The sequence below is a fragment of the Vibrio sp. M250220 genome (genome assembly GCF_036533795.1).
GTDB lineage: Bacteria > Pseudomonadota > Gammaproteobacteria > Enterobacterales > Vibrionaceae > Vibrio.
The window spans coordinates 1-21082 of the sequence record NZ_JATABI010000028.1 but is presented as its reverse complement, the minus strand read 5'-3'; the positions used below and the strand labels follow the sequence as shown (position 1 = coordinate 21082).

18 protein-coding genes, 2 pseudogenes and 1 riboswitch are annotated in these 21082 nt (G+C 46.1%); of the genes and pseudogenes, 14 read left to right on the top strand and 6 right to left on the bottom strand.

The window, feature by feature from the left end; all coding sequences use genetic code 11:
- Positions 1 to 107 precede the first annotated feature (107 nt).
- Complete coding sequence (locus QTN94_RS11140; protein WP_138973043.1) at positions 108 to 527, bottom strand: universal stress protein; 420 nt, start codon at positions 525 to 527, stop codon at positions 108 to 110.
- A 203-nt stretch (positions 528 to 730) separates the two neighbouring features.
- On the opposite strand from QTN94_RS11140, the gene QTN94_RS11135 reads away from it, so the two are divergent.
- The 5 genes from QTN94_RS11135 (at position 731) to QTN94_RS11115 (ending at position 6787) form a co-directional block, all read left to right on the top strand.
- Positions 731 to 2125, top strand: a complete 1395-nt coding sequence (locus QTN94_RS11135; protein ID WP_331427677.1) for a glycoside hydrolase family 1 protein — start codon at positions 731 to 733, stop codon at positions 2123 to 2125.
- 216 nt (positions 2126 to 2341) lie between these two features.
- Entirely contained in the window at positions 2342 to 3067 is a 726-nt protein-coding gene (locus QTN94_RS11130; RefSeq protein ID WP_419723629.1) for an IclR family transcriptional regulator, read from the top strand.
- 5 nt (positions 3068 to 3072) lie between these two features.
- On the top strand, positions 3073 to 3906 hold the full coding sequence (locus tag QTN94_RS11125; RefSeq protein ID WP_138973042.1) for an arginase: 834 nt from the start codon (positions 3073 to 3075) through the stop codon (positions 3904 to 3906).
- 462 nt (positions 3907 to 4368) lie between these two features.
- Positions 4369 to 6246 carry a PhoX family protein gene (locus QTN94_RS11120; protein WP_331418067.1) on the top strand — a complete coding sequence of 626 codons (1878 nt, stop codon included), beginning with the start codon at positions 4369 to 4371 and terminating at the stop codon, positions 6244 to 6246.
- Positions 6247 to 6634: 388 nt separating this feature from the next.
- Complete coding sequence (locus tag QTN94_RS11115; RefSeq protein ID WP_171052237.1) at positions 6635 to 6787, top strand: hypothetical protein; 153 nt, start codon at positions 6635 to 6637, stop codon at positions 6785 to 6787.
- Between the two features lie 67 nt (positions 6788 to 6854).
- Here the strand turns inward: QTN94_RS11115 and QTN94_RS11110 are convergent, their stop codons facing one another.
- On the bottom strand, positions 6855 to 7742 hold the full coding sequence (locus QTN94_RS11110; RefSeq protein WP_331418068.1) for a LysR family transcriptional regulator: 888 nt from the start codon (positions 7740 to 7742) through the stop codon (positions 6855 to 6857).
- A gap of 92 nt (positions 7743 to 7834) precedes the next feature.
- Positions 7835 to 8665, bottom strand: coding sequence for an HDOD domain-containing protein (locus QTN94_RS11105; RefSeq protein ID WP_331427676.1), 831 nt, complete (start codon positions 8663 to 8665; stop codon positions 7835 to 7837).
- Positions 8666 to 8777: 112 nt separating this feature from the next.
- Positions 8778 to 8887, top strand: a riboswitch (TPP riboswitch).
- Positions 8888 to 8986: 99 nt separating this feature from the next.
- Between QTN94_RS11105 and thiD the strand changes: the two genes are divergently transcribed.
- From thiD to QTN94_RS11060, 9 genes are all read left to right on the top strand, one after another.
- Complete coding sequence (gene thiD / locus QTN94_RS11100; protein ID WP_331427675.1) at positions 8987 to 9817, top strand: bifunctional hydroxymethylpyrimidine kinase/phosphomethylpyrimidine kinase; 831 nt, start codon at positions 8987 to 8989, stop codon at positions 9815 to 9817.
- Between the two features lie 141 nt (positions 9818 to 9958).
- A complete protein-coding gene (locus tag QTN94_RS11095; protein WP_331427674.1) occupies positions 9959 to 10702 on the top strand; it encodes a phosphatase PAP2 family protein in 744 nt (247 codons plus the stop codon).
- Between the two features lie 130 nt (positions 10703 to 10832).
- A complete protein-coding gene (locus QTN94_RS11090) occupies positions 10833 to 11318 on the top strand; it encodes a VOC family protein (RefSeq protein ID WP_331427673.1) in 486 nt (161 codons plus the stop codon).
- Positions 11319 to 11435: 117 nt separating this feature from the next.
- Positions 11436 to 11876 carry a hypothetical protein gene (locus QTN94_RS11085; protein WP_331418073.1) on the top strand — a complete coding sequence of 147 codons (441 nt, stop codon included), beginning with the start codon at positions 11436 to 11438 and terminating at the stop codon, positions 11874 to 11876.
- Positions 11877 to 11968: 92 nt separating this feature from the next.
- On the top strand, positions 11969 to 13336 hold the full coding sequence (locus QTN94_RS11080; protein WP_443088790.1) for a TolC family protein: 1368 nt from the start codon (positions 11969 to 11971) through the stop codon (positions 13334 to 13336).
- Positions 13337 to 13347: 11 nt separating this feature from the next.
- Positions 13348 to 15060, top strand: coding sequence for an efflux RND transporter periplasmic adaptor subunit (locus tag QTN94_RS11075; protein ID WP_331427672.1), 1713 nt, complete (start codon positions 13348 to 13350; stop codon positions 15058 to 15060).
- Complete coding sequence (locus QTN94_RS11070; RefSeq protein WP_331427671.1) at positions 15057 to 18194, top strand: efflux RND transporter permease subunit; 3138 nt, start codon at positions 15057 to 15059, stop codon at positions 18192 to 18194. Before QTN94_RS11075 ends, QTN94_RS11070 begins: the two co-directional genes overlap by 4 nt.
- A gap of 66 nt (positions 18195 to 18260) precedes the next feature.
- Positions 18261 to 18776: a copper-resistant cuproprotein CopI gene (copI, locus tag QTN94_RS11065; RefSeq protein ID WP_138973072.1), complete on the top strand. Its 516-nt coding sequence runs from the start codon at positions 18261 to 18263 to the stop codon at positions 18774 to 18776.
- Positions 18777 to 19023: 247 nt separating this feature from the next.
- Complete coding sequence (locus tag QTN94_RS11060) at positions 19024 to 19350, top strand: ArsR/SmtB family transcription factor (protein ID WP_331418504.1); 327 nt, start codon at positions 19024 to 19026, stop codon at positions 19348 to 19350.
- 148 nt (positions 19351 to 19498) lie between these two features.
- Here the strand turns inward: QTN94_RS11060 and QTN94_RS11055 are convergent, their stop codons facing one another.
- The 3 genes and pseudogenes from QTN94_RS11055 to QTN94_RS11045 form a co-directional block, all read right to left on the bottom strand.
- Positions 19499 to 20518, bottom strand: coding sequence for an acyltransferase (locus tag QTN94_RS11055; RefSeq protein ID WP_331427670.1), 1020 nt, complete (start codon positions 20516 to 20518; stop codon positions 19499 to 19501).
- A gap of 204 nt (positions 20519 to 20722) precedes the next feature.
- Positions 20723 to 20839: pseudogene (locus QTN94_RS11050) on the bottom strand (IS5/IS1182 family transposase); the annotation flags it as partial.
- 103 nt (positions 20840 to 20942) lie between these two features.
- A pseudogene (locus QTN94_RS11045) lies at positions 20943 to 21082 on the bottom strand (IS630 family transposase); the annotation flags it as partial.

The window sequence follows — 21082 nt, the reverse complement described above, 5'->3', positions numbered from 1 at the left end:
TTTTGTCCATAATGCAGCGTGGCAAGGAGGCGGTTAGAAACGCATAAAAATTAAAAACGGGCCTCGCTATGAGACCCGTTGTCAACGTTAAGCGGAGCAACAAAGGACTAGATAGGTACCACAAGGATATCAACGGGAGATGCATCGACTAAATGTTTGGAGTAAGAGACAATTTTGCTCCAAAAATCGTGGTGGTGACCACAGAGCAAGAGATCGACGTTATTATTTTCGATCGTATTCGCTAATTTATCGGCTAGGTCTCCCGAGCCAAGCAGGATGTGCTTAATAGGGAATGCGCTGTACGATTCAAATGAGCGGATTTGTTCAATGGTGTGCTCACCAAACGGCGGATGATTCGTCTCGGTTTGAAGGTCGACAACTTCTGGGTAAATCTCCCCGTGAGAGCCATCAATATGGATAAATGAAACCTCGGCATTCGTCAGTTTTGCCAAGTAGACCGCTTTATCGACTAACACTTTACTTTCGTCAGTAAGCTCAAGCGCAACAAGAATATGTTTGTAGTTCATAAACATGACCTTCTAGTGAATATCCTAATCTAAGCATAAACCTTGAGGTTGGATAAAGGTGCCGTCAAGATCTCGAAAATGCCAAAAGCTTACATAAAAAGGCCAACAAAATAGGAAATATAAATTAATTATCCCGACCTCATTTGTTTGGCTAGGCTAGGTCTACAATGGTGGGCAGATAAACGACGGACTAGGAACTGAACATGACCACATTCCCGACCAATTTTCTTTGGGGTGGCGCGATCGCTGCCAATCAGGTAGAAGGCGCTTTTAACTCTGATAACAAGGGGTTATCAACTTCTGATATGTTGCCAAATGGCATTTTAAGCCCGCATCAAAGTCGTGAACAACGTGGTGAAGGAATCAAGGATGTTGCGATCGATTTTTACCATCGTTATCCGCAGGATATTGAACTATTCGATGAGATGGGATTCAACTGCTTACGGCTTTCTATTGCGTGGACGCGTATCTTTCCAAATGGCGATGAACTAGAGCCAAATGAGCAGGGGCTGGCATACTACGACAAGATTTTCGATCAACTGGCTAAGCATAATATTCAGCCGTTTGTGACCTTATCTCATTATGAGATGCCCTATGCGTTAGTCGAAAACTATGGCGGTTGGGCTAACCGCGAATTGATCACCTTTTTTGAGCGTTATGCGCACACGGTATTTGAACGTTACAAAGACAAAGTCAAACTTTGGTTGACGTTCAACGAGATTAACATGTCGCTTCACGCGCCATTTACTGGTGTTGGCTTGGCTGAAGAGGCTAATCAACAGCAGATTTACCAAGCTATACACCACCAACTACTGGCTAACGCGAAAGCCGTTAATCTGTGTCACAAGGTGATTCCAGATGGCAAGATAGGCAATATGCTGCTTGGTGCGATTAACTACCCATTCACCTGTCATCCTGATGATGTGATTGCAGCGATGCATGAGAACAACAAGTGGTTATTCTTTGGTGATGTCCAAACGCGAGGTAAGTACCCAGGTTATATGTTGAGATATTTCCGTGAACAAGGCATCGAGATTGAGATGCAACCTGGAGATCTTGAGTTGTTAGCCAGTGCGAGTGTCGATTTTATCTCATTTAGTTATTACGCCAGCGGATGCGCGAGTGCGGATCCTAAGCACAAAGAGGTGGGAAATATCGTTGACAGTGTTCCGAATCCTTACCTTGAAAAAAGTCAGTGGGGGTGGCTCATCGACCCTAAAGGGCTACGTATACTGCTTAACTTTTTGTACGACCGCTACCAAAAGCCATTATTTGTGGTGGAGAATGGTCTTGGAGCTCGCGATGAAATCGATGACAACGGCCAAATCAATGACGATTATCGAATCGCTTATCTCAATGATCATTTGGTTCAGGCTCACGAAGCGATGTTAGATGGCGTTGAGCTGATGGGATTCACCAGTTGGGGGCCCATTGATTTGGTGGCCAACTCAACCGCCGAGATGAGCAAGCGATACGGATTTATCTACGTTGATAGGCATGATGATGGACACGGTAGTTTAGAACGAAAACGCAAAAAGAGTTTTTTCTGGTACCAACAGGTGATTGCCACTCATGGTGCTAGCCTTACGCAGAAATAGCCAAATATTATTCCATACAAGTAAAAGGAGCCGTTATGAGGCTCCTTTTTATTCACACCGACGTTCGACAAATGCACTGAGAAAATGATCGCCTTTAGTTTTTTGTATTCTCACATAGTAAGAAATGTAGCATTATTTTGTTTATAAATTCCTACCAAGTAAGAATACAATTTGATCACTATCAATCGAAAACGCTACAACAATAGCGTGAACTCTATGAAACAGAATAGCGGACAGGTTAACGAAAAAGTTCTTCAACTATTAATGCAGGTGGCGGTCAATGATGAGCCGATCACAGCCAAACAGTTGAGTGAACAATTAGGCACACCGATCAGTAGTCTTTACCGTCATTTGAAGTTGCTAAAAGAGTGGAATCTGATCGAGGAAAGTCCAAATGACAAAACCTTGATCATCGGTCCAGCAGCACTGCTATTGATGCGCAGTTATGAAACGAGTCAACACGACTTAGATGTCGTTGACGCAGTGTTGAACCGCTTACAGAAACAGACGGGTGAGATGGCGGCTTATATGGTGCCTGTTGGTTACAGAGCATTGTGTGTGAGTCGCAAAGAGAGCATGCAGGCGCTTCGTTGCAGCTACGTCCAGGGTCAAAGTCAACCCCTGTTACGAGGCGCCTCATCCAAAGTTATGTTGGCTTATATGCCAGCAACGCGATGTGAAAAAATCTTGCGCTATTTTGGGGAACAAGAACGCCACGAACAGTGGAAGCTGGAACTGGAGCAAATCCGCAATCAGGGATATGCCGTTAGCACCTCAGAAATTGACTCTGGTGTTTCTGGTATCAGCGCACCGGTAATGAAAGGCTCCAAACTGATCGGTGCAATTTCAGTAATGGCTCCTGCTCATCGAGTTCAATTAAATCAACAGAGGATCATTCTTCACGTACTTCAAGCAGCGAGGGCATTGCCCCCAGAAAGGTAATTCATATGTTTGGCCTATTTCGACGTAATAAAGATCAAAATCTCACAGGGATGTTGTCTCATCGTTTAGCTCTTCTCACGGTTAGTGAAAAGCTCAAGCCGATGAAGCTGGTGGATTTCGAAATGGCCGATCAAAGCTTGGAAGAGATTTATCAGTGGATTGAAGAGCTGGATGGTTTTAGCTGGTTAAATGGTGGGCACTACAACCTTACTGCTCAGCCAGTGACCAAATACCAGCATCAGTTGAGCCGTTACCTTGGTACTGAGACATTGCCAGTTGTGTTTACTAATAACAGTGAAACCTTGCTCCACTCGTTGCCTCTGTTGCATTCCTCTAGACAAGAGCTTGGCATTGTTCATATTGGTCGAGACTTTGAACTCAAGGCGTCACTAGAACCCGTTCAAGGCAGCGCATACCATTTTGCTCTTGCTCGCTACAATGAGTGTCGTCTGTTCTGCCTAGGGGTTGATATTAACCAGCATACAGAGCGTTTGTTAGAATACGCTGAAGACTTAGGTTGTGATTGGATGACGGGTGAAGAATGCAGCTTCAGTCATCGTTTTCAAGTCAAGAATCAGTTGGCGAGCTTTTTAGCGCACTGTAATGATGTGGTAGTAAACATCGACTTATCTTGCCTCTACCCAGTCTCGAGATTGGAGCAAGGCACGGCATTGGATGTGCAGATGGTCAATCGTATGATTCGTCAGTTACTGATTTCCGGAAAGGTGCGTCAGGTACAATTGGTGGGTTATAAAGATAAACATCTTTACTCAAAACAGACGCAAAGCATCATGCATGAGTTAACTCAGCTGTTTCCTTTCAGCCATAGAGCCGCCTAATTTTCATTGCGATAAAAACACAAAAGCTGGCGGTTAAGCCAGCTTAGTACGGTGGGTTAGCACATTAAGATGATTTGCTCGCGTTTTTGTTCGACTCTTTCCAGTATTGAATGCGTACGCGATGCAATTGTGCTTTTCTCATTTTCTTCATGATAATCCCTCACTTAAAAAACAAACATGCTCCTCAATGAGCTTATGTGGATGTAGTTCCTCATGAACAATCAACAATGTAGCTACCAAATCTGAAAAGATCTAGGTTTTTGATCACATTTTTTTGTACGTATTACACTATTTATCAGTCAAAAGTGAACCATAGCGCACTTTAATGAAGTTGAAATGTAAATTCACTCTTTCTGTCTATTTTTATTAATCAATATGAAACAATAGCTTAACTTGTTTGTCATGCTAACTATCTACGATCTGCGCCAAAGAGATAAAAACTACTTAAGCAAGGAGTCAGCAATGTGGGATCGTGACAGTCAGGATTCTCAATTCAGCCAAATGATCGACGCGCGTTTATCACGTCGTCGTTTTTTAGCTGGTACCGCAGCCGTTAGTGCAAGTGCATTTCTTTCACTAAACCCAATTACTAAGGCTTTTGCCGCTAACAACGACAGTTCACTGCTCAACTTTGAAGCGGTTCCTGCTTCGACGGCCGATGCGTTTATTGTACCTAAAGGGTACAAAGCAACGCCGCTGCTGTCGTGGGGAGACCCTATTTTCCCAGATGTCCCTGAGTTTGACCCGAGTGGTAAGCAAGGTTCTAAGGCTCAATTGCGTCAGTTTGGTGATAACACGGATGGGATGAGCCTATTTCCTATTAGCGAAGACCGAGCGGTTATCGCGGTAAATAATGAATACACCAATTACGATCTACTGTTTGATCATGGTGGTAAAGCCATGACTGCCGACGATGTGTTAAAAGCTCAGGCTGCACACGGTGTTACGGTATTTGAAATCATTCGAAAAGGCGGTGAGTGGAAGCTGGATAAAAATGGCATGCGAAACCGCAGAATTACAGCCAACACTGAAATGAAACTCACCGGGCCTGCGGCTGGTCATGATTTAATGAAAACTGAGCTGGATCCTTCAGGAATGAAGCCGCTGGGCACGTTTAATAACTGCGCGAATGGTCAAACGCCTTGGGGAACATACCTAACTTGTGAAGAGAACTTCAATGGCTACTTTGGTACTAGAGCGAGTGCCGATCTTAGCGCTGACCATAAACGCTACGGAGTAAAAGCCGCACCAAGTAAGTATCAATGGCACGATAGTGATGAGCGTTTTGATGTTGCCAAGCACCCAAATGAACCTCACCGTTTTGGTTGGGTAGTAGAAATTGACCCGAATGACCCCACATCAACCCCACTTAAGCGCACGGCTTTAGGCCGATTTAAACATGAAAATGCCGCATTATTGGTGGATGACAGTGGTCATGTTGTGGTGTACCTAGGCGATGATGAGCGTGGTGAGCACCTGTACAAATTTGTCTCTAAGAACACATACCAGCCGGGTAATGACCAAGCGAATCGCAACCTACTTGAAGAAGGCACATTGTATGTGGCGAAATTCGAGATGGATGATAAAGAACTGCGCGGTAAAGGTCAGTGGATCGAGCTTACGCATGGTAAAAATGGGCTAACAAAGCAGAATGGTTTTATGGATCAGGCTGAAGTGATGATCTTTGCCCGTCGTGCGGCAACGCAAGTGGGGGCAACAACTATGGATCGTCCTGAGTGGGTCGCGGTTCACCCAGATAACAAGCATGTATTCTGCACCTTAACCAACAACAAAAATCGTGGTGTTAAAGAGGGACAGCCTGTAGGTGGTCCTAACCCGCGTAAAGAAAACCACTATGGTCAGATTGTGCGTTGGATGCCGAAGAACGGATCTCACATCAGTGACAATTTTGAATGGGATCTCTACTTGATTGCCGGTAACCCACAAGTGCATCAGGGTAGTCTGTATGCAGGCAGTGACAACATTAATGCAGATAACATGTTCAACAGCCCTGATGGTATTGGTTTTGATAGCGCGGGTCGCTTGTGGATTCAAACCGACGGCAATTACTCGAACAAAGGAAATTTTGCGGGTCAAGGTAACAACCAAATGTTGTGTGGTGATCCTATGACGGGCGAAGTGCGTCGTTTCCTTACTGGCCCAGTTGCTTGTGAGATTACCGGCCTTACTTTTTCAGCAGACTATAAAACCATGTTTGTTGGTGTTCAGCACCCAGGTGAAGACGGGGCACCTTCGCACTTCCCTGGTGGGGGTAGCACTAAACCGCGTTCAACCATTATGGCGATTACCCGAGAAGATGGTGGCGTGATTGGCGCATAAACACTCATAAACTGGGTTTTAAAACGGGGCTTTGTGCCCCGTTTTTGTGTTGCTACAGGCGAATTTGCGATAATTATGCATGTGTAGGCATAAAATTTGTGATCTTCTATTCATTCACCACTAAATATAGTTGCTTCATGTGTACGGTATCACTATATTGAAAAGGTATCTCAGTAACTTAAAGGTGTAGAGAATCGAGTAAACTCCCAAAGTAAATACGAATAAACTGAACCCAAATCGATTCACTCTTAACGAACCCATCGTTAAGAGTGAATCGACAAACGTAATAGAACTAAGTATTTCCGTAGGCCTTTTGCTTTATCTTTCTCAAAAAGTCACATCTTCAAGTTATCGATACTTTGTTGATAACCACGGAGGAGGTTTGGTTATGCTATCACTTGGTCTTGTCGCTTTAGGCGTATTCGTATTCTTCTGCAGTTGGATAGTTCAACATGGTGTCCCTGTGTTGGGAATGAAACTCGATGAAGACGATTTGTTGCTGATCTCCGAGATGTCTGGTGAAGATGTTCTCGAAGCGTAAATGATGAAAAGTACAAAACACGTGAAAAAGGAGCCAGTGGCTCCTTTTTGCGTTTTATCCCTCTCAACTAATTCAACTGATTTTTCATGACTTGCCTAATGGTGTCAAAGCGAGCCGGAATTTGTCGGTGTCGTTTAGTCAGCAGATAGAGAGTTTCAATCACTTCACTTTTGGGCTGATAGACGGCGATTTGCTCTTTGAGTGGAAAAGCCTCTAGAGCGCTTTTAGGCAAGATAGTAAACCCATGTCCTTGCGCGACGGGCAATAAAATCTGACTCAGTTGATTGATGTATCCCGTCGTCGGGATTTGATTGATATTGATCGCGGCAAGTTGGCTTTCCCCGCAGCGTGAAAAATAGAGCGACAAGTAGTGTTCGGCATCAGGGTGTCTGATCAGTCCGAGCTCTTTAAGCGCTTTTTCATCGAGTTTTTTGGCCATCTTTTCTTTAGGTAGCATCAGGCATAACGGCTCAGAACCAAACTTATGTGAATCAATACGTGGATCAGTAGGCTCGTTTGCCACAATCCCCAAGTCGACCTCGCCCTTGATGACGTCGGCAAGGATTTTGTGGTGAGGAGCCGCTTCCAGTAGAGGAATCAGCTCTGGGTGTTTACATTGTAAATTGAGCAGATGAGGGTAGAGCAGTAACGCCAGTGAACCCGAACAAGAGACAGACACCAGACCACTGTACGGATCGTCTTGGCTAAGTGAACTCAACATCTTTTTTTGTTCAGATTCTAGTTGGTTGGCGTAGTCATAGACTGTTCTTCCCGCTTCTGTGACGACAAATGTTTTGTTGTGTCTTTCGATTAACGCATGTCCGCAGATGTGTTCTAGTTTTTTGATATGCTGACTGACACCGGGTTGCGTCATAAACAGTTTTTCTGCGGTTTTGGTGAAGTGGCCGGTATCAACCAAAGTGACAAATGTTTTTAGCCAAGAAGGGTTTAGCATCAATACGGTCCATAACAAAAAATTATCTAACCTAGTTTAGGTGATAACACATTGTTTTGGTAGGGGAAGCGAGCCTAGGCTCGCTGTACGATTTACGCTGCGTTGAGCTCTATCGCTAACGCTTTTCCATTGCCGCGAAATTGATCTATGGTCGAGGCAAATGACGTGGAGATATTCAGTAAGCGTGAGTCGGGATGCTCGGCCAGATATCGGCTCTTTCCCTCATCACTTTCTAACTTGTCCCAATCGCGATGAATCGAACGGGCAAAGTGTAAGGTGGTGGCCATTTTAGGTGAAATCTCTGCGTCGCGTGGTTGGTCAAAATTGGCGATGGCGTCAATCATGACATCTGGGAAGTGCCAGCTCTTGGCTAACTTAGCTCCTAATGTTGGCGCAGTGATATCAAGAATCTCTTCCTGAACTGCGATGGCATTTTCTCCTGCTTCTACCCGAGCGGTGATGATTTTGGCCTGTTCTGGAACCAGCGCATGGATCATCAGTTCACCGATATTGTGCAAGATACCTGTGGTAAAAGCTTCGTCTCCATCCATATCGGTCACATTGGCGATCTTACTGGCAATAATGGAAACTTCAAACGTCTCTTCCCAGTATTTACTGATATCTAAGGTTGGTAGCTTAGGAAATACCCCTGACAGCACTGAAACCACAACTAACGCTCTCACCGGTGCAGTACCAACGCGAACCAGTGCCTCGTTGACTGAGGATATCGTTTTGTTACCGCCAAAATGCGCAGAGTTGGCTAATCTGAGTAAGCGTGCGCTCAAGACCTGATCGGTGGCAATTTTATTGGCAAGAAGTCTGAAGTCAACGTCGTCTTTGGTCACCATGTCTAGCAGTTCTTGAAGAATTTTTTGAATCCTTGGTAGCTCGTTCAAACGAGATAGTAGTGCCTCATGGCTCATAATTCTCTCCTTATTCCCGTGAGCTAAACTACTATAGTTCACAATGGACGCCCCCTCCATCTGACGGATAAATAATTGATGTAATCGGTGAAAGTTTATTGTTATGATTTGTGACCAATAGTCGGGGAGCCTGCCCAATAGGATTAAGGCTGAGATCGCAAAGCGAGACCCGTTGAACCTGATTCAGTTAGCACTGGCGTAGGGAACTATATGTATATCGACCGTTCGGTCGTCATACTGGCATTCGATGGAGAAATCGGCTCATTGAGCTCTCTCTGCTTATCGCCATAGGTTCTTGTACGTCTTGTTGTAGGAGCCAAAATGCCACACTCTCAAGACACACCACCTATTGTACTCACTATTGCCGGCTCAGATAGCGGTGGTGGTGCTGGTATCCAAGCCGACATTAAGGCGATATCCGCGACGGGCAGTTATGCCTGTTCAGTCATTACGGCGGTTACCTCGCAAAATACACTCGGTGTTAGTGCCATTCACCCTATCCCTGTCGAACATATTGAGAGCCAACTCGACGCTGTTTTCTCCGATCTTAATGTGGTTGCTGTCAAAGTTGGAATGCTCGCGGACGCTGATATCATCGCGATGGTCGCGAGAAAAATTCGTCACTATCAACCCAAGTATTTAGTGGTGGATCCGGTCATGGTTGCAACCAGTGGTGACCCGTTGTTAGCCCAATCGGCGGTCGAAACATTGAAACAGCAGCTTCTTCCTTTAGCGGACTTGATTACCCCGAACTTGCCTGAATGTGCCGCTTTGACTGGGAGGGATATTCCTCACAATGAAAGCCAGATGACGGAGACGATCGATGCACTCAAAGCGCTAGGCGCTAAAGCGGTATTACTCAAAGGTGGCCACTTGAAGAAAACGGATAAGAGTAGCGATCTGTTGATTGAGCAAAACAGCAGCGAAGTGTTGAGCGCCAAACGAATTGAAACCAAAAATACTCATGGCACGGGGTGTACTCTCTCATCAGCGATTGCCTCTTATTTAGCTCAGGGTCATCGCCTACATAAGGCGGTGTATCTCGGCAAACAATATATCTCTCAAGCCATCTCTCACGCAGATCAGCTTAAAGTGGGGCAAGGGCATGGCCCTGTAAACCATTTCTTCTGTGGTCATGTCAATGTTCGCTAGTCGCATGAGTGATAAAGCCCCAAAGCGTATTGGATTGGTGGAGGTGAGTTAACTTTCACCAATTTGACATTGAACTGATAATTTCTGCCAGTGAAGTAAACTACTATTCCTTCTCCTCTTGTGCTACTGTGAATCTATATCGTGAAAAATCTGTTGAAAAATAAGCGTGATGGTCTGGTGCTGCTTGTGGCATTTTTGCTGGTTATCGTGCCGATGTCGTTAATTGTGAGTCATATTGATCTACTCAGTGAAGTGAATGACTTTACTGGGATAGTTTTCTCCGTACTGACTGATTCTGCGGGTTCTTCAGGTTTTTTGTTTTCACTATCGCTTTTGGTGTTTATCACTTGGCGAATAATAGGCAACCATCCTGAATTCACTAATAAAATGGTGCAACTAGCGATTATTCTGGTGATCGGTTTTGCTGCTAAAGCGGGCTTAAAGCATTTGACCGAAAGCCCACGCCCATACACCGAGTTGCTCGCGTATCAGTTACTCATCCCCAAACCAGAACACTTCTACAAACTAGACTCCTTGCAAAAATCTCAAGTGATAGATGAGATTTCGCAACAAGTCACCGAGTGGAGAACCCGTCACTGGCAGGGCGAAAAAGACTACTCATTTCCATCAGGACACACGATTTTTGCGGCGATTTGTTTAGCGTTTTTTGGTGGTATCTTTGTTAGCAATAAACGCTACACACTTGCGGCTTTACTCGGTTGTTGGGCTGTGGCTGTTGCCTATAGTCGATTGTGGTTAGGTATGCATAGGCCTATCGATTTAGTCGGCTCTATTGCATTCGTTGCGGCGGTTTATGCTGCTGTTCCCCGATTTGACTGGGCAGTCAATAAGCTGCTTTCTAGGCGGATGAGTACGACTCACTAGCCAAGTAGTGGAGAATTGATTATAAAGTTTTGTTATTATTTTTATAATTAATGATAATTTCAAGTAATTCTCTGCACGCCATATACTCTGCTCATCGAAACAAACAAATGAAATGTATTTGGAGCAGATTATGAAAATGAATCACGTGGGCATCATGGTTGGCGATATGGATCAAGCGGTTGAGTTCTACACTCAAGCTCTAGGTCTTAGCATTGTGATGAACAATACTAAAGTTGTTGAAGAACGCGAGACGGCGATTGGTCGCATGTGTATCGCAGTATTCGGTGAAGGATTTAAAGGTTTCAACATCGCCCACTTAGTGACAACTGATGGCATCGGCGTGGAATTATTTGAAATGAAAGAGCGTCAGGAACGTCATGAGGTTGATTTCTCGCGCTTGGGTATCTTCCACTTCTGTCTACAAACAGATGACTTCGAAGCTGTGATGGAAAAAGTTGAGAAGTTTGGCGGTAAGGTACGTATGGATGTGATGCGCTACCATCCAGAAGACGACAGCAAGCCAGCAAAAATGGTCTACCTAGAAGACCCGTTTGGTAACTTGTTCGAGCTTTACTCACATACTTACGAAGAGACATACGCTTCAGATTACGAGTAATTATCGACGATTTTAGAGAGGATTGGTGCTGCACCAATCCTTTTTTCTTGTCATATACTCTTGACCTTTACCTAGGGGTAAGGATTAACATCCATAGTTCATAGATAAAGGTACGCCATGACTCATCCACTTAAATCATTAATGATTGTGATTTTCAGCATTGTTGCAATGTTGATGTCGAGTTATGCCGCCAGTTCTCCGTCGATGGTTTCGATGATGTTCGCTATGGACTCCAGTGTGCAGATGTCGCATCAGCAACATGCCTCTGACCAGCCTGAATCTTTACAGACAACCAAAACGGATTGCCACTCTTTCGTTGAAGAACTTCGAAGTTCACACTCAATGGATAAGCAACCATCAACAAATACGGTGAGTTGTTCTAGTTCAGATGATGGCCCGCATCGCTGTTGTGTTTCAGCTTGTTCGACGACCTTCTACCCTATCCAACATACTCAGTCTCTGAGTGATATTACCTATTCGCTTGCTTTGCATTATCCGCTTACCATTGGTAACAAGATCATGCGTCCACAAAGCTTCCTGCGTCCACCTTCCGCTTAGTTCTTAAATTACAACTCTTTTCTCTTGGTACTGACTGTATTTTCAGCCTGTTCAGGAGTTTCAATTGTGTCTTCAAACAATGAGTAATTATTGTGAATTTAGAACCAAGATTCGTCGCACTGGTAGTCAGTGCGAGTTTGGCGACTTTGCCTGCGTTTGCTTTCGCTCATCAAAAAGGAAATGAAGCGGGTCAAAGAGAGGTCGCAACTAAACAACTGACGTCTCTGATTGAGGCGGCGTTATCCCACGATGGCAACCGAACCGAGTTTTCCGCCAAGGCACAAGCAATGCGTGCAAATGGCATAGCCAGTGCCACTTTGATGGATCCCAAGCTGAAAGTCGGCGTGGGTGGCTTACCCGTAGATAGCTTTCAGTTCGATAAAGATCCTATGACCAATATCTCTGTTGGTTTGATGCAGCAGTTTGAGCGCGGGTCAACGCTAGAGCTCAAGCAAAAGCAAGCTAACCAGCAAGCGGATGGTCTGACGGCGCAAATAGAAGTCAGAGAACGTGAAGTCGCCAATCAGATGACTCAGCTATGGCTAGAATTGGGCTATTTGCAACACGCACAGCGATTATTGGATGAAAATCGTCGTCTGATGGTCGAGATGGAGCAATATCTTCAGACCAATTATTCAATTGGCAAAAGCGAAGCTCAAGACTTGCTCAATGCACAACTTCAAGTCAATAAGCTCGATGAAAAACTACAGGCCAACCGCCAGCAACAACGTCGAATTGTGGCTCAGCTTTCGGAGTGGCTCGGGTCTCAATGGCTCGATAGTGCTTCTACCCTCAAGGCAAGTAATCAACTCAACTGGGCGGTGTTAGATAGCAAACTCGCTCAGGCTGGTCAGTCAAACCATCTGTATCCGCTGCTCAATCAGCACCCGATGATCAAGATGGCTGAACTGAATGTGTCAGTTAATCAGACTCAGGTAGAGATGGCAGAGCAGGCTTATACGCCACAGTTTGGCGTTGAAGTGATGTACGCCTATCGACAGGCCAACGGTATGAATGGACAGCCAGCTTCGGATCTTGTCAGTGCTTACCTGACGATGGATATTCCTCTGTTTACTGGCAACCGTCAGGACAACAACCTCGCCGCGGCTCAGTATCAGGTTGGGGCGGCGTTATCCCAGAAAGATACCCTGTTAGCGCAAATGAATGCACAAGCGAATGCCTTGCTCAATGACCGTTCTAACTTAAACGAACGGATCGAACGATACCAATCCAGCTTAATTCCTCAAGCTTCTTCTCGTACCGAGGCGGTTGAACGTGGCTATCAAAATAATACCGCACAGTTCAGTGATGTTATCTCTGCGACGACCGATGAGTTGGCATTGCAGCTTGAACTAGAACGGCTAATGACAGATTGGAATAGGGTGAGCAGCCAGTTGGCCGCCTTATTGGGAGGGTTTGAATATCAGATTACGCCTCCGGCTCAGCGCATGAAAAATTAAAGGAACAGAAGATGACGACATTTAAAGTAGCCAGCGTGGCTTTAGTAGTGGGTGGCGTATTGGGCTTTGCGGCCAGCATGTATTTGCCGAGTGCAAACCATGATATGAGTATGGCGCAAGCTTCAGAATCTGTCTCTAACAGTGAGCCTCTGTACTGGGTTGCGCCGATGGATCCAAACTACAAGCGTGATAAACCGGGTAAGTCACCGATGGGGATGGATCTTATCCCCGTTTATGCAGAAGACCAAAATAACGGAGCCAGCCAGCCTGGTACCGTTACTATCGATCCCTCGGTGGAGAACAATCTAGGCGTGAAAACCGCACAGGTAGAGCTTGCAGAACTTGCGCCTCGTATTGAAACGGTTGGTTATATCGCCTTTGATGAAAGTAACCTATGGCAGACCAACGTACGCGTGTCTGGTTGGGTTGAAAAACTCTATATCAACGCGGTCGGTGAAAAAGTTGAAAAAGGCAGTGTGCTGTTTTCTCTTTACTCTCCTGAACTGATCAAAGCACAAGAAGAGTTACTCAGTGCCCATCAGACCCAACGTAAGGGCATGATTAAAGGGGCGACTGAGCGATTAGTCACCCTTGGTGTCGATAGGGCGCAAATCAGTGACATCGTGCGCCGTGGTCAGGCTCAGCAGACCATCGAAATTAAAGCGCCAGCGGATGGTGTCATTGCTAGCCTGAATATTCGTGAAGGTGGCTACCTATCTCCGGCTCAAGCAGTCATTAGTGCTGGACCGCTGAAAGAGGTTTGGGTCGATGCTGAAGTGTTTGAGCGACAGGCTCATTGGATAAAACAGGGCAGCAGTGCGTCGATGACACTTGATGCCATCCCAGGTGGTGAGTGGCAGGGTGAGGTCGACTATGTCTATCCGATCCTTGACCCTAATACGCGAACGTTACGCGTGCGTCTGAAGTTCCCAAATCCTCACGGGGAACTGAAACCGAATATGTTTGCCAATGTTGCTCTTAAACCTGTAAGTAGCGAAAAAGTGCTGACCATTCCTCGCTCATCGGTAATCCGTTCTGGAGGCATGGCTCGTGTGGTACTGGCTGAAGGTGAAGGAAATTATCGCTCTGCACGTATCGAAGTCGGTCGTGAAGCTGGCGATAAAGTCGAAGTGCTTAAAGGGCTTGAACAAGGGCAAGCGATCGTCACCTCGGCTCACTTCCTGCTTGATTCTGAATCAAGTCAAAGTGCAGATCTGTCAAGAATCAACGGTGTAGAAGCACCCGCTGAAACGGTTTGGGCGCAAGGTGAAATAACGGATGTTATGGCACAGCACCGAATGTTAACGATCAGCCATCAGCCAGTTCCTGAATGGAATTGGCCAGGCATGGTGATGAACTTTGATCTCGCGGAAGGTGTTGACATTGATGCGCTGGCTCAAGGGCTGGCGTTGGAGTTTGCAATGCAGAAGACGCCAGAAGGCAAATATCAGATCGTCGACTACAAGGTTGGCGATGGCCTTGTTGCGGCTGAAGTATGGATGAGTGGTGATATATCGATGCTGATGGCCGATTTCAATATGATCACTTTAAAGCATCTGCCTGTCGCCGAGTGGAGCTGGCAAGCGGGTGAAATGAACTTTTCTGTTGGAGATGAAGTGGATCTTTCTGGTTTTGAGGAAGGTGAGAAAGTTCGATTTCTAGTGGCTAAAGAAGGCACCGATTATCAATTGAAGCAACTGGTTCGCGCTAAGGAGGCATTATGATTGGTGCCATTATCCGTTGGTCAATCAGTAATCGTTTACTGGTATTGCTGGCGACTGCCGCACTGATCTTGGCGGGTCTTTACAGTGTAAAAAATACGCCAGTGGATGCGATTCCAGATCTCTCTGATGTGCAGGTGATCATTAAGACCAGCTATCCGGGACAGGCTCCACAAGTGGTCGAAGACCAAGTTACCTATCCCTTAACGACAGCCATGCTGGCTGTGCCGGGCGCTGAAACGGTACGGGGTTACTCATTTTTTGGTGACTCGTATGTTTACATCATCTTTAACGATGATACCGACATGTACTGGGCACGCTCGCGAGTTTTAGAGTACTTGAGTCAAGTTGCTCCTAACTTGCCCGCAAGCGCCAAGCCGACGTTAGGTCCAGATGCGACAGGGGTTGGCTGGGTATACAGCTACGTTTTACAGGATAAAACAGGCCAGCACGATTTAGCGCAACTTCGTAGTTTGCAGGACTGGTTCCTCAAATATGAGCTGCAAACCGTAGAGGGTGTATCTGAAGTCGCTACCGTTGGTGGTATGGTCAAACAGTATCAGGTGCAAATTGACCCTGCCAAGCTGCGTGCCTACGACCTCACCCTGCAACAAGTCAATATGGCGATTCAAAATGGTAACCAAGAGACTGGCGCATCAGTGGTTGAAGTGGCCGAAGCTGAGCATATGGTTCGCACCACAGGTTATCTCTCGAGCATAGAAGATATCCAGGCACTGCCACTAAAAGTGACCCAAAAAGGTACCCCGTTGCTGCTTGGTGATATTGCCGACATCAACATCGGGCCGCAAATGCGTCGTGGTATATCGGAACTGAACGGTGAAGGGGAAGCGGTTGGTGGCGTGATCGTGATGCGCTTTGGTGAGAACGCCAGTCAGGTGATTGCGAACGTCAAAGACAAGCTCAATGAGCTACAGCGAAGCTTACCGGAAGGGGTTGAGATTGTTGCGACTTATGACCGTTCAACACTGATCGATTCGGCGGTCGAAAACTTGTGGAAGAAACTGGCGGAAGAGTTCATCGTCGTGGCGATAGTTTGCGCTCTGTTCTTATTCCATATTCGTTCTTCGCTTGTTATCGCCTTGAGCTTACCGGTTGGTATCTTATCTGCGTTTATCATCATGCATTGGCAAGGCATCAACGCCAACATCATGTCACTGGGGGGGATTGCGATTGCCATCGGCGCCATGGTTGATGGGGCGATCGTCATGATCGAGAACGTGCACAAGCATATAGAACGCACACCACTAACGGATAAGAACCGTTGGCAGGTGATTGGTGATGCCGCTCAGGAAGTGGGTGCGCCATTGTTTTTCTCATTGTTAATTATTACCTTGAGCTTTGTGCCTGTATTTGCACTGGAAGGCCAGGAAGGCAAGATGTTTTCGCCACTCGCCTTTACCAAAACTTACGCCATGGCAGCGGCAGCAGGTCTTGCGATCACCTTAGTGCCAGTATTGATGGGCTATTTCATTCGAGGCAAAGTTCTGCCTGAAGATAAAAACCCAATCAATAGGGGACTCATCGCGCTCTACAAACCTATGCTTAACTTCAGCCTAAAGTACCCTAAAAGTGTTTTGCTGCTGGCAATGGCATTGATGGCATCGGCCTACTATCCGACAGCTAAGCTAGGCAGTGAGTTTATTCCTCCTTTGGATGAGGGAGATTTGATGTACATGCCGACCACTTACCCAGGGATCTCGATAGGTAAAGCACGTGAGCTACTGCAACAAACCAACAAGCTGATCATGACCGTCCCTGAAGTGGAAACTGCATGGGGCAAGATTGGTCGAGCGGACACGGCGACTGACCCAGCACCTCTCACCATGATTGAAACCGTGATTCAGTTGAAACCGCGCGATCAATGGCGTGAAGGGGTTACAACGGAATCGCTACGTCGGGAGTTTGATCAACTGGTGCAATTCCCTGGTTTGACTAACGCATGGGTTATGCCGATCAAAACACGTATCGACATGCTGGCGACCGGGATTAAGACCCCGATTGGCATCAAGATCTCAGGTCCACAATTGAGTGAAATTGAGAAAATTGGTGCTCAGTTAGAGCCTATCTTAAATCAGGTGACGGGGACGGCCTCTGTCTATGCTGAGCGTGTTGCTGGTGGTCGCTATGTCACGATTGATATCAAGCGCAGAGCGGCTGCCCGTTATGGCCTAAGTATCAAAGATGTACAGCAGGTGGTTTCCACAGCAGTCGGCGGCATGAATGTCGGGGAAACCATTGAAGGGTTAGAGCGCTATCCAATCAACGTTCGTTATCCTCAAGACTACCGTGATTCAGTGGTCAAATTGCAGAACCTGCCTCTGGTGACGCCCAACGGCGCTCGTATTGCACTGGCGGATGTTGCTGATATTCGTTATGAAGACGGCCCTCCGATGATCAAGACCGAAAACGCACGTCCAAATGGTTGGGTATTTGTTGATATTGATGGTCGAGATCTGGGTTCTTATGTTGCCGACGCACAACAGGCGGTGGCTGAGCAGCTTGTGCTCCCTGCGGGTTACTCGTTGGTTTGGTCGGGACAGTACGAATACATGGAACGCGCTAAAGAACGCTTGGGCGTTGTGGTTCCCATCACCATCGCCATCATCATGCTGCTGCTCTACTTCAGCTTCCGTCGTATTGGCGAAGTGCTGATCATCATGATGACTTTGCCACTTGCGATGGTCGGTGGCTTATGGCTGATGCACTACCTTGGTTACAACTTCTCGATAGCAGTAGGGGTTGGATTTATTGCCTTGGCCGGTGTCGCGGTCGAGATTGGGGTCATCATGTTGGTTTACCTCAATCAGGCATGGCATTACACCAAACTAGCAGCCTCGGATAATCAGCAGCCACTGCAACTGGAAGATCTCACCGACGCAATTCGCCAAGGTGCGGGACTCCGCGTCCGTCCTGTAATGATGACCGTACTGACCGTCATTATTGGCTTGATACCGATTATGTACGGCCAAGGAACGGGGTCTGAAGTGATGCAACGTATTGCCGCACCGATGATTGGTGGTATGGCATCAGCACTACTGCTTACTCTGTTGGTGTTACCAGCGATTTTCAAATTGTGGAAGCAGCGAGAAGTGGCTGCTCAACCAAATAAACAATAACCCTACGACTTGATCAGCCTCCGGATGTTCTGAGGCCGAACTAAACTAGAAATTAAGGAAAGAACAATGAAAAAGACACTACTATCAATCATGTTAAGCGTTACTGCGATGGGCGCACAGGCCAATGTTGATCACGCTAATATGAATCATGGTGAGATGGGCGCTTCGAAAATGGACCACTCTATGATGATGAATATGGAAGGGATGTCGGATGTCGGCATGCCAGCAAAAGGCGCAAAACCTGACAAAGTGGTTCACGTGCTTTTAAGTGATGATATGAAAATTCGCTTTAAACAAGACGTGAAAATTGAGCCAAATGACGTGGTTCAGTTTGTTGTGTTAAACACCGGTAAAATGAATCATGAGTTCACTATTGGCTCGGAACAGGAGCAACTGAAGCACCGTGAAATGATGAAAACCATGAGTGCAGGTCATATGCACGACTCAGGAAACTCAGTTACCGTTGAACCTGGTAAAGCCAAGCAACTGCTATGGCATTTCCATGGCGATAGCAATGTAGAGCTAGCCTGTAATATTGCCGGTCACGCTGAAGCGGGCATGGTTAAGAAGATGGCGCTTTAGTCTCCATCTTTATTCCAAAAAGGCAGCCAAGGCTGCCTTTTTTGGGAGTGATGGCTAGCCAAAGATGAAGCTATACAAGAAGCTGCGCCAGCGTAGTGTGCGCTCAGCTCAGTTGGGATGAATCCATAGATTAATGAACCAATCGCGACCTTGGTTATACAATTGAGGGGCAATGAAGGATCAATGATTGCTATTGATCAATAGTTCGATTATTTTGGAAATATCTGTTTTTTTATTGGAGTCTTCCATGGATCTTGAAATGGCTGCGAAGGCGCTTAAAGAACTCGGTCATCCGGTGCGTCTATCCATCTATAAAAGTGTTGTAAAAGCTGGTTACCAAGGCATTGCCGTGGGTGCATTGCAAGAGAAATTAGCGATACCAGGGTCGACTCTGTCTCACCATATTTCAAGTTTGGCGTCAGTAGGATTAATTAGTCAACGCCGTGAAGGACGAACACTTTACTGTGTGACCGACTACAAATGTCTCGAAGATGTCATTGGATTTCTCCAAGATGAATGCTGTGCAGACGAGCAATACACAACTCAATTTCAAGCTCAAGGAGAGAACTTATGATTACAGCGTTGTACGCAGCGATTCTCGCATCACTGATGATTGTGCTCAATATCATTCACTTACCTTTCGACAAAATGTGGTAGTGATTTAGTCGCCGGTGTAGCAAACGAAAAGCGATGGTCATCACCATCGCTTTTTTGTTGGGGGGTTATCTGAATAAAAAACGGTAGAGAGGTGTTCTCTCCAACCCTTTCACCAACAAGAATGTCAGGACTGTTGCGCCAAATAGCAGCATATCTTTTGCAAACCCCGTTAATGCCAGCATGCCCGCGATATTCATCATCACAATGATCATCGGCAGGTGCGCAACATAGAGTGGCAACACGGAGTTTGACTGAGCAGTTAACCAGCGTCCCGTCCCAAAGTTTGGTTTTGCTAATAGCCACATAAAGCAGCCTGTTCCCCAAACGAAGGTGCCGAACAGGTAGTCATTCGCGTTAAAGGGTTGCTCGAAACGAGTGAGCTGCCAAGCCTCGAAAAAATGTAACGCCATACCGGTAAATGCGAGCAGTAAAGCCTGCTTGGCTGTCATCGACAGACCGCGCTGACGTATCTCAAAGCCGATCGCAAACAACAAGGTACTAAAAAACGGCCCATTACGAGTGAAAAAGGGAGCAGGTAGTTCAGTTAATGCTTGATAACTGCCCGCTAGCACACCGTAAAAGTATAAAGCGGCACCGATAGGGATAAACAGTGCCAGCTTGTTGAACTTAGCCAGTAAAGCCGCAATGGCCGCAGCACAGATTAATGCTGGAATAAACCACAGGTGAACGAGACCGCCTTCAAGCAGGGAGTTAAGAGGCGATTGTGCCAGGTAGCCCCAGTACCCTTGACGCTCGGCCAGATACCCAGATTCTGCCACTGTACCTAGATTGAAAGGCATCACTAAAGTGATAACACTCCAGACAATGAATACACGCAGAAGCGGGGAGACATAACGTTGTAATGTTTCTAGCGGAGCTGCCACTAGCTTAGGTTGGATCAAGTAACCAGATATAAGGAAAAACAGTGGCACAGCAAAACGAGTAGACTGATTAAACACGTATCCTATCCAAGGGTTTTCATCGAACTGCCAATAGGTTAAAAACATCTGACAATGCATGGCGGCAATCGCCAAAATAGCGATCACTCGACCGAGCTCAATACTTTGAATTTTCTTACTTACCATAACGACAAAAAATTAACTGAAAGTAGCGAACGTATACCAGCAAACCAGGGTTAATGACGCAACCTAAATCAAGTTGTTGTACTGTAACGGCAATATTCAGCGGTGATTTGCGAGGCGGCTCAATAAGTGCAACACCGATTTTCAATCAAAGTAACGCGCAGGGCGTATGGAAAGGTAAGTAATGTGTACGGAAGCTGTGGATGGGTTTTGTTTCCACTCGGTTATCGCTTCCTCATCAATCCAAAAGGTCAGAGAACTACGGTTGATTAAGTCTTGGTTATAGTGTTTCCAATTGGTTGTCGTGTAGCGAGGCTTGGCCATTGGTCTAAGTGTTTGAGTTAACTTTCTATTTTTTATGTCAATAGGGCTTTTGAACACTTACCTTAGAAGAGAAACTAGCCGATAAGTAATTATATATACCCAATCAACTTGAAAATGCAGGCTTGAGTACCTGAAAATTATCATTGATTCGAGACGTCAGTGAACCTGCGATCTCTGGAAGAGTCACAGTAAAAAATTGATCGATGGCTTCCTTGAAGTCTCGTTTATTTTTGAAGTAAACGT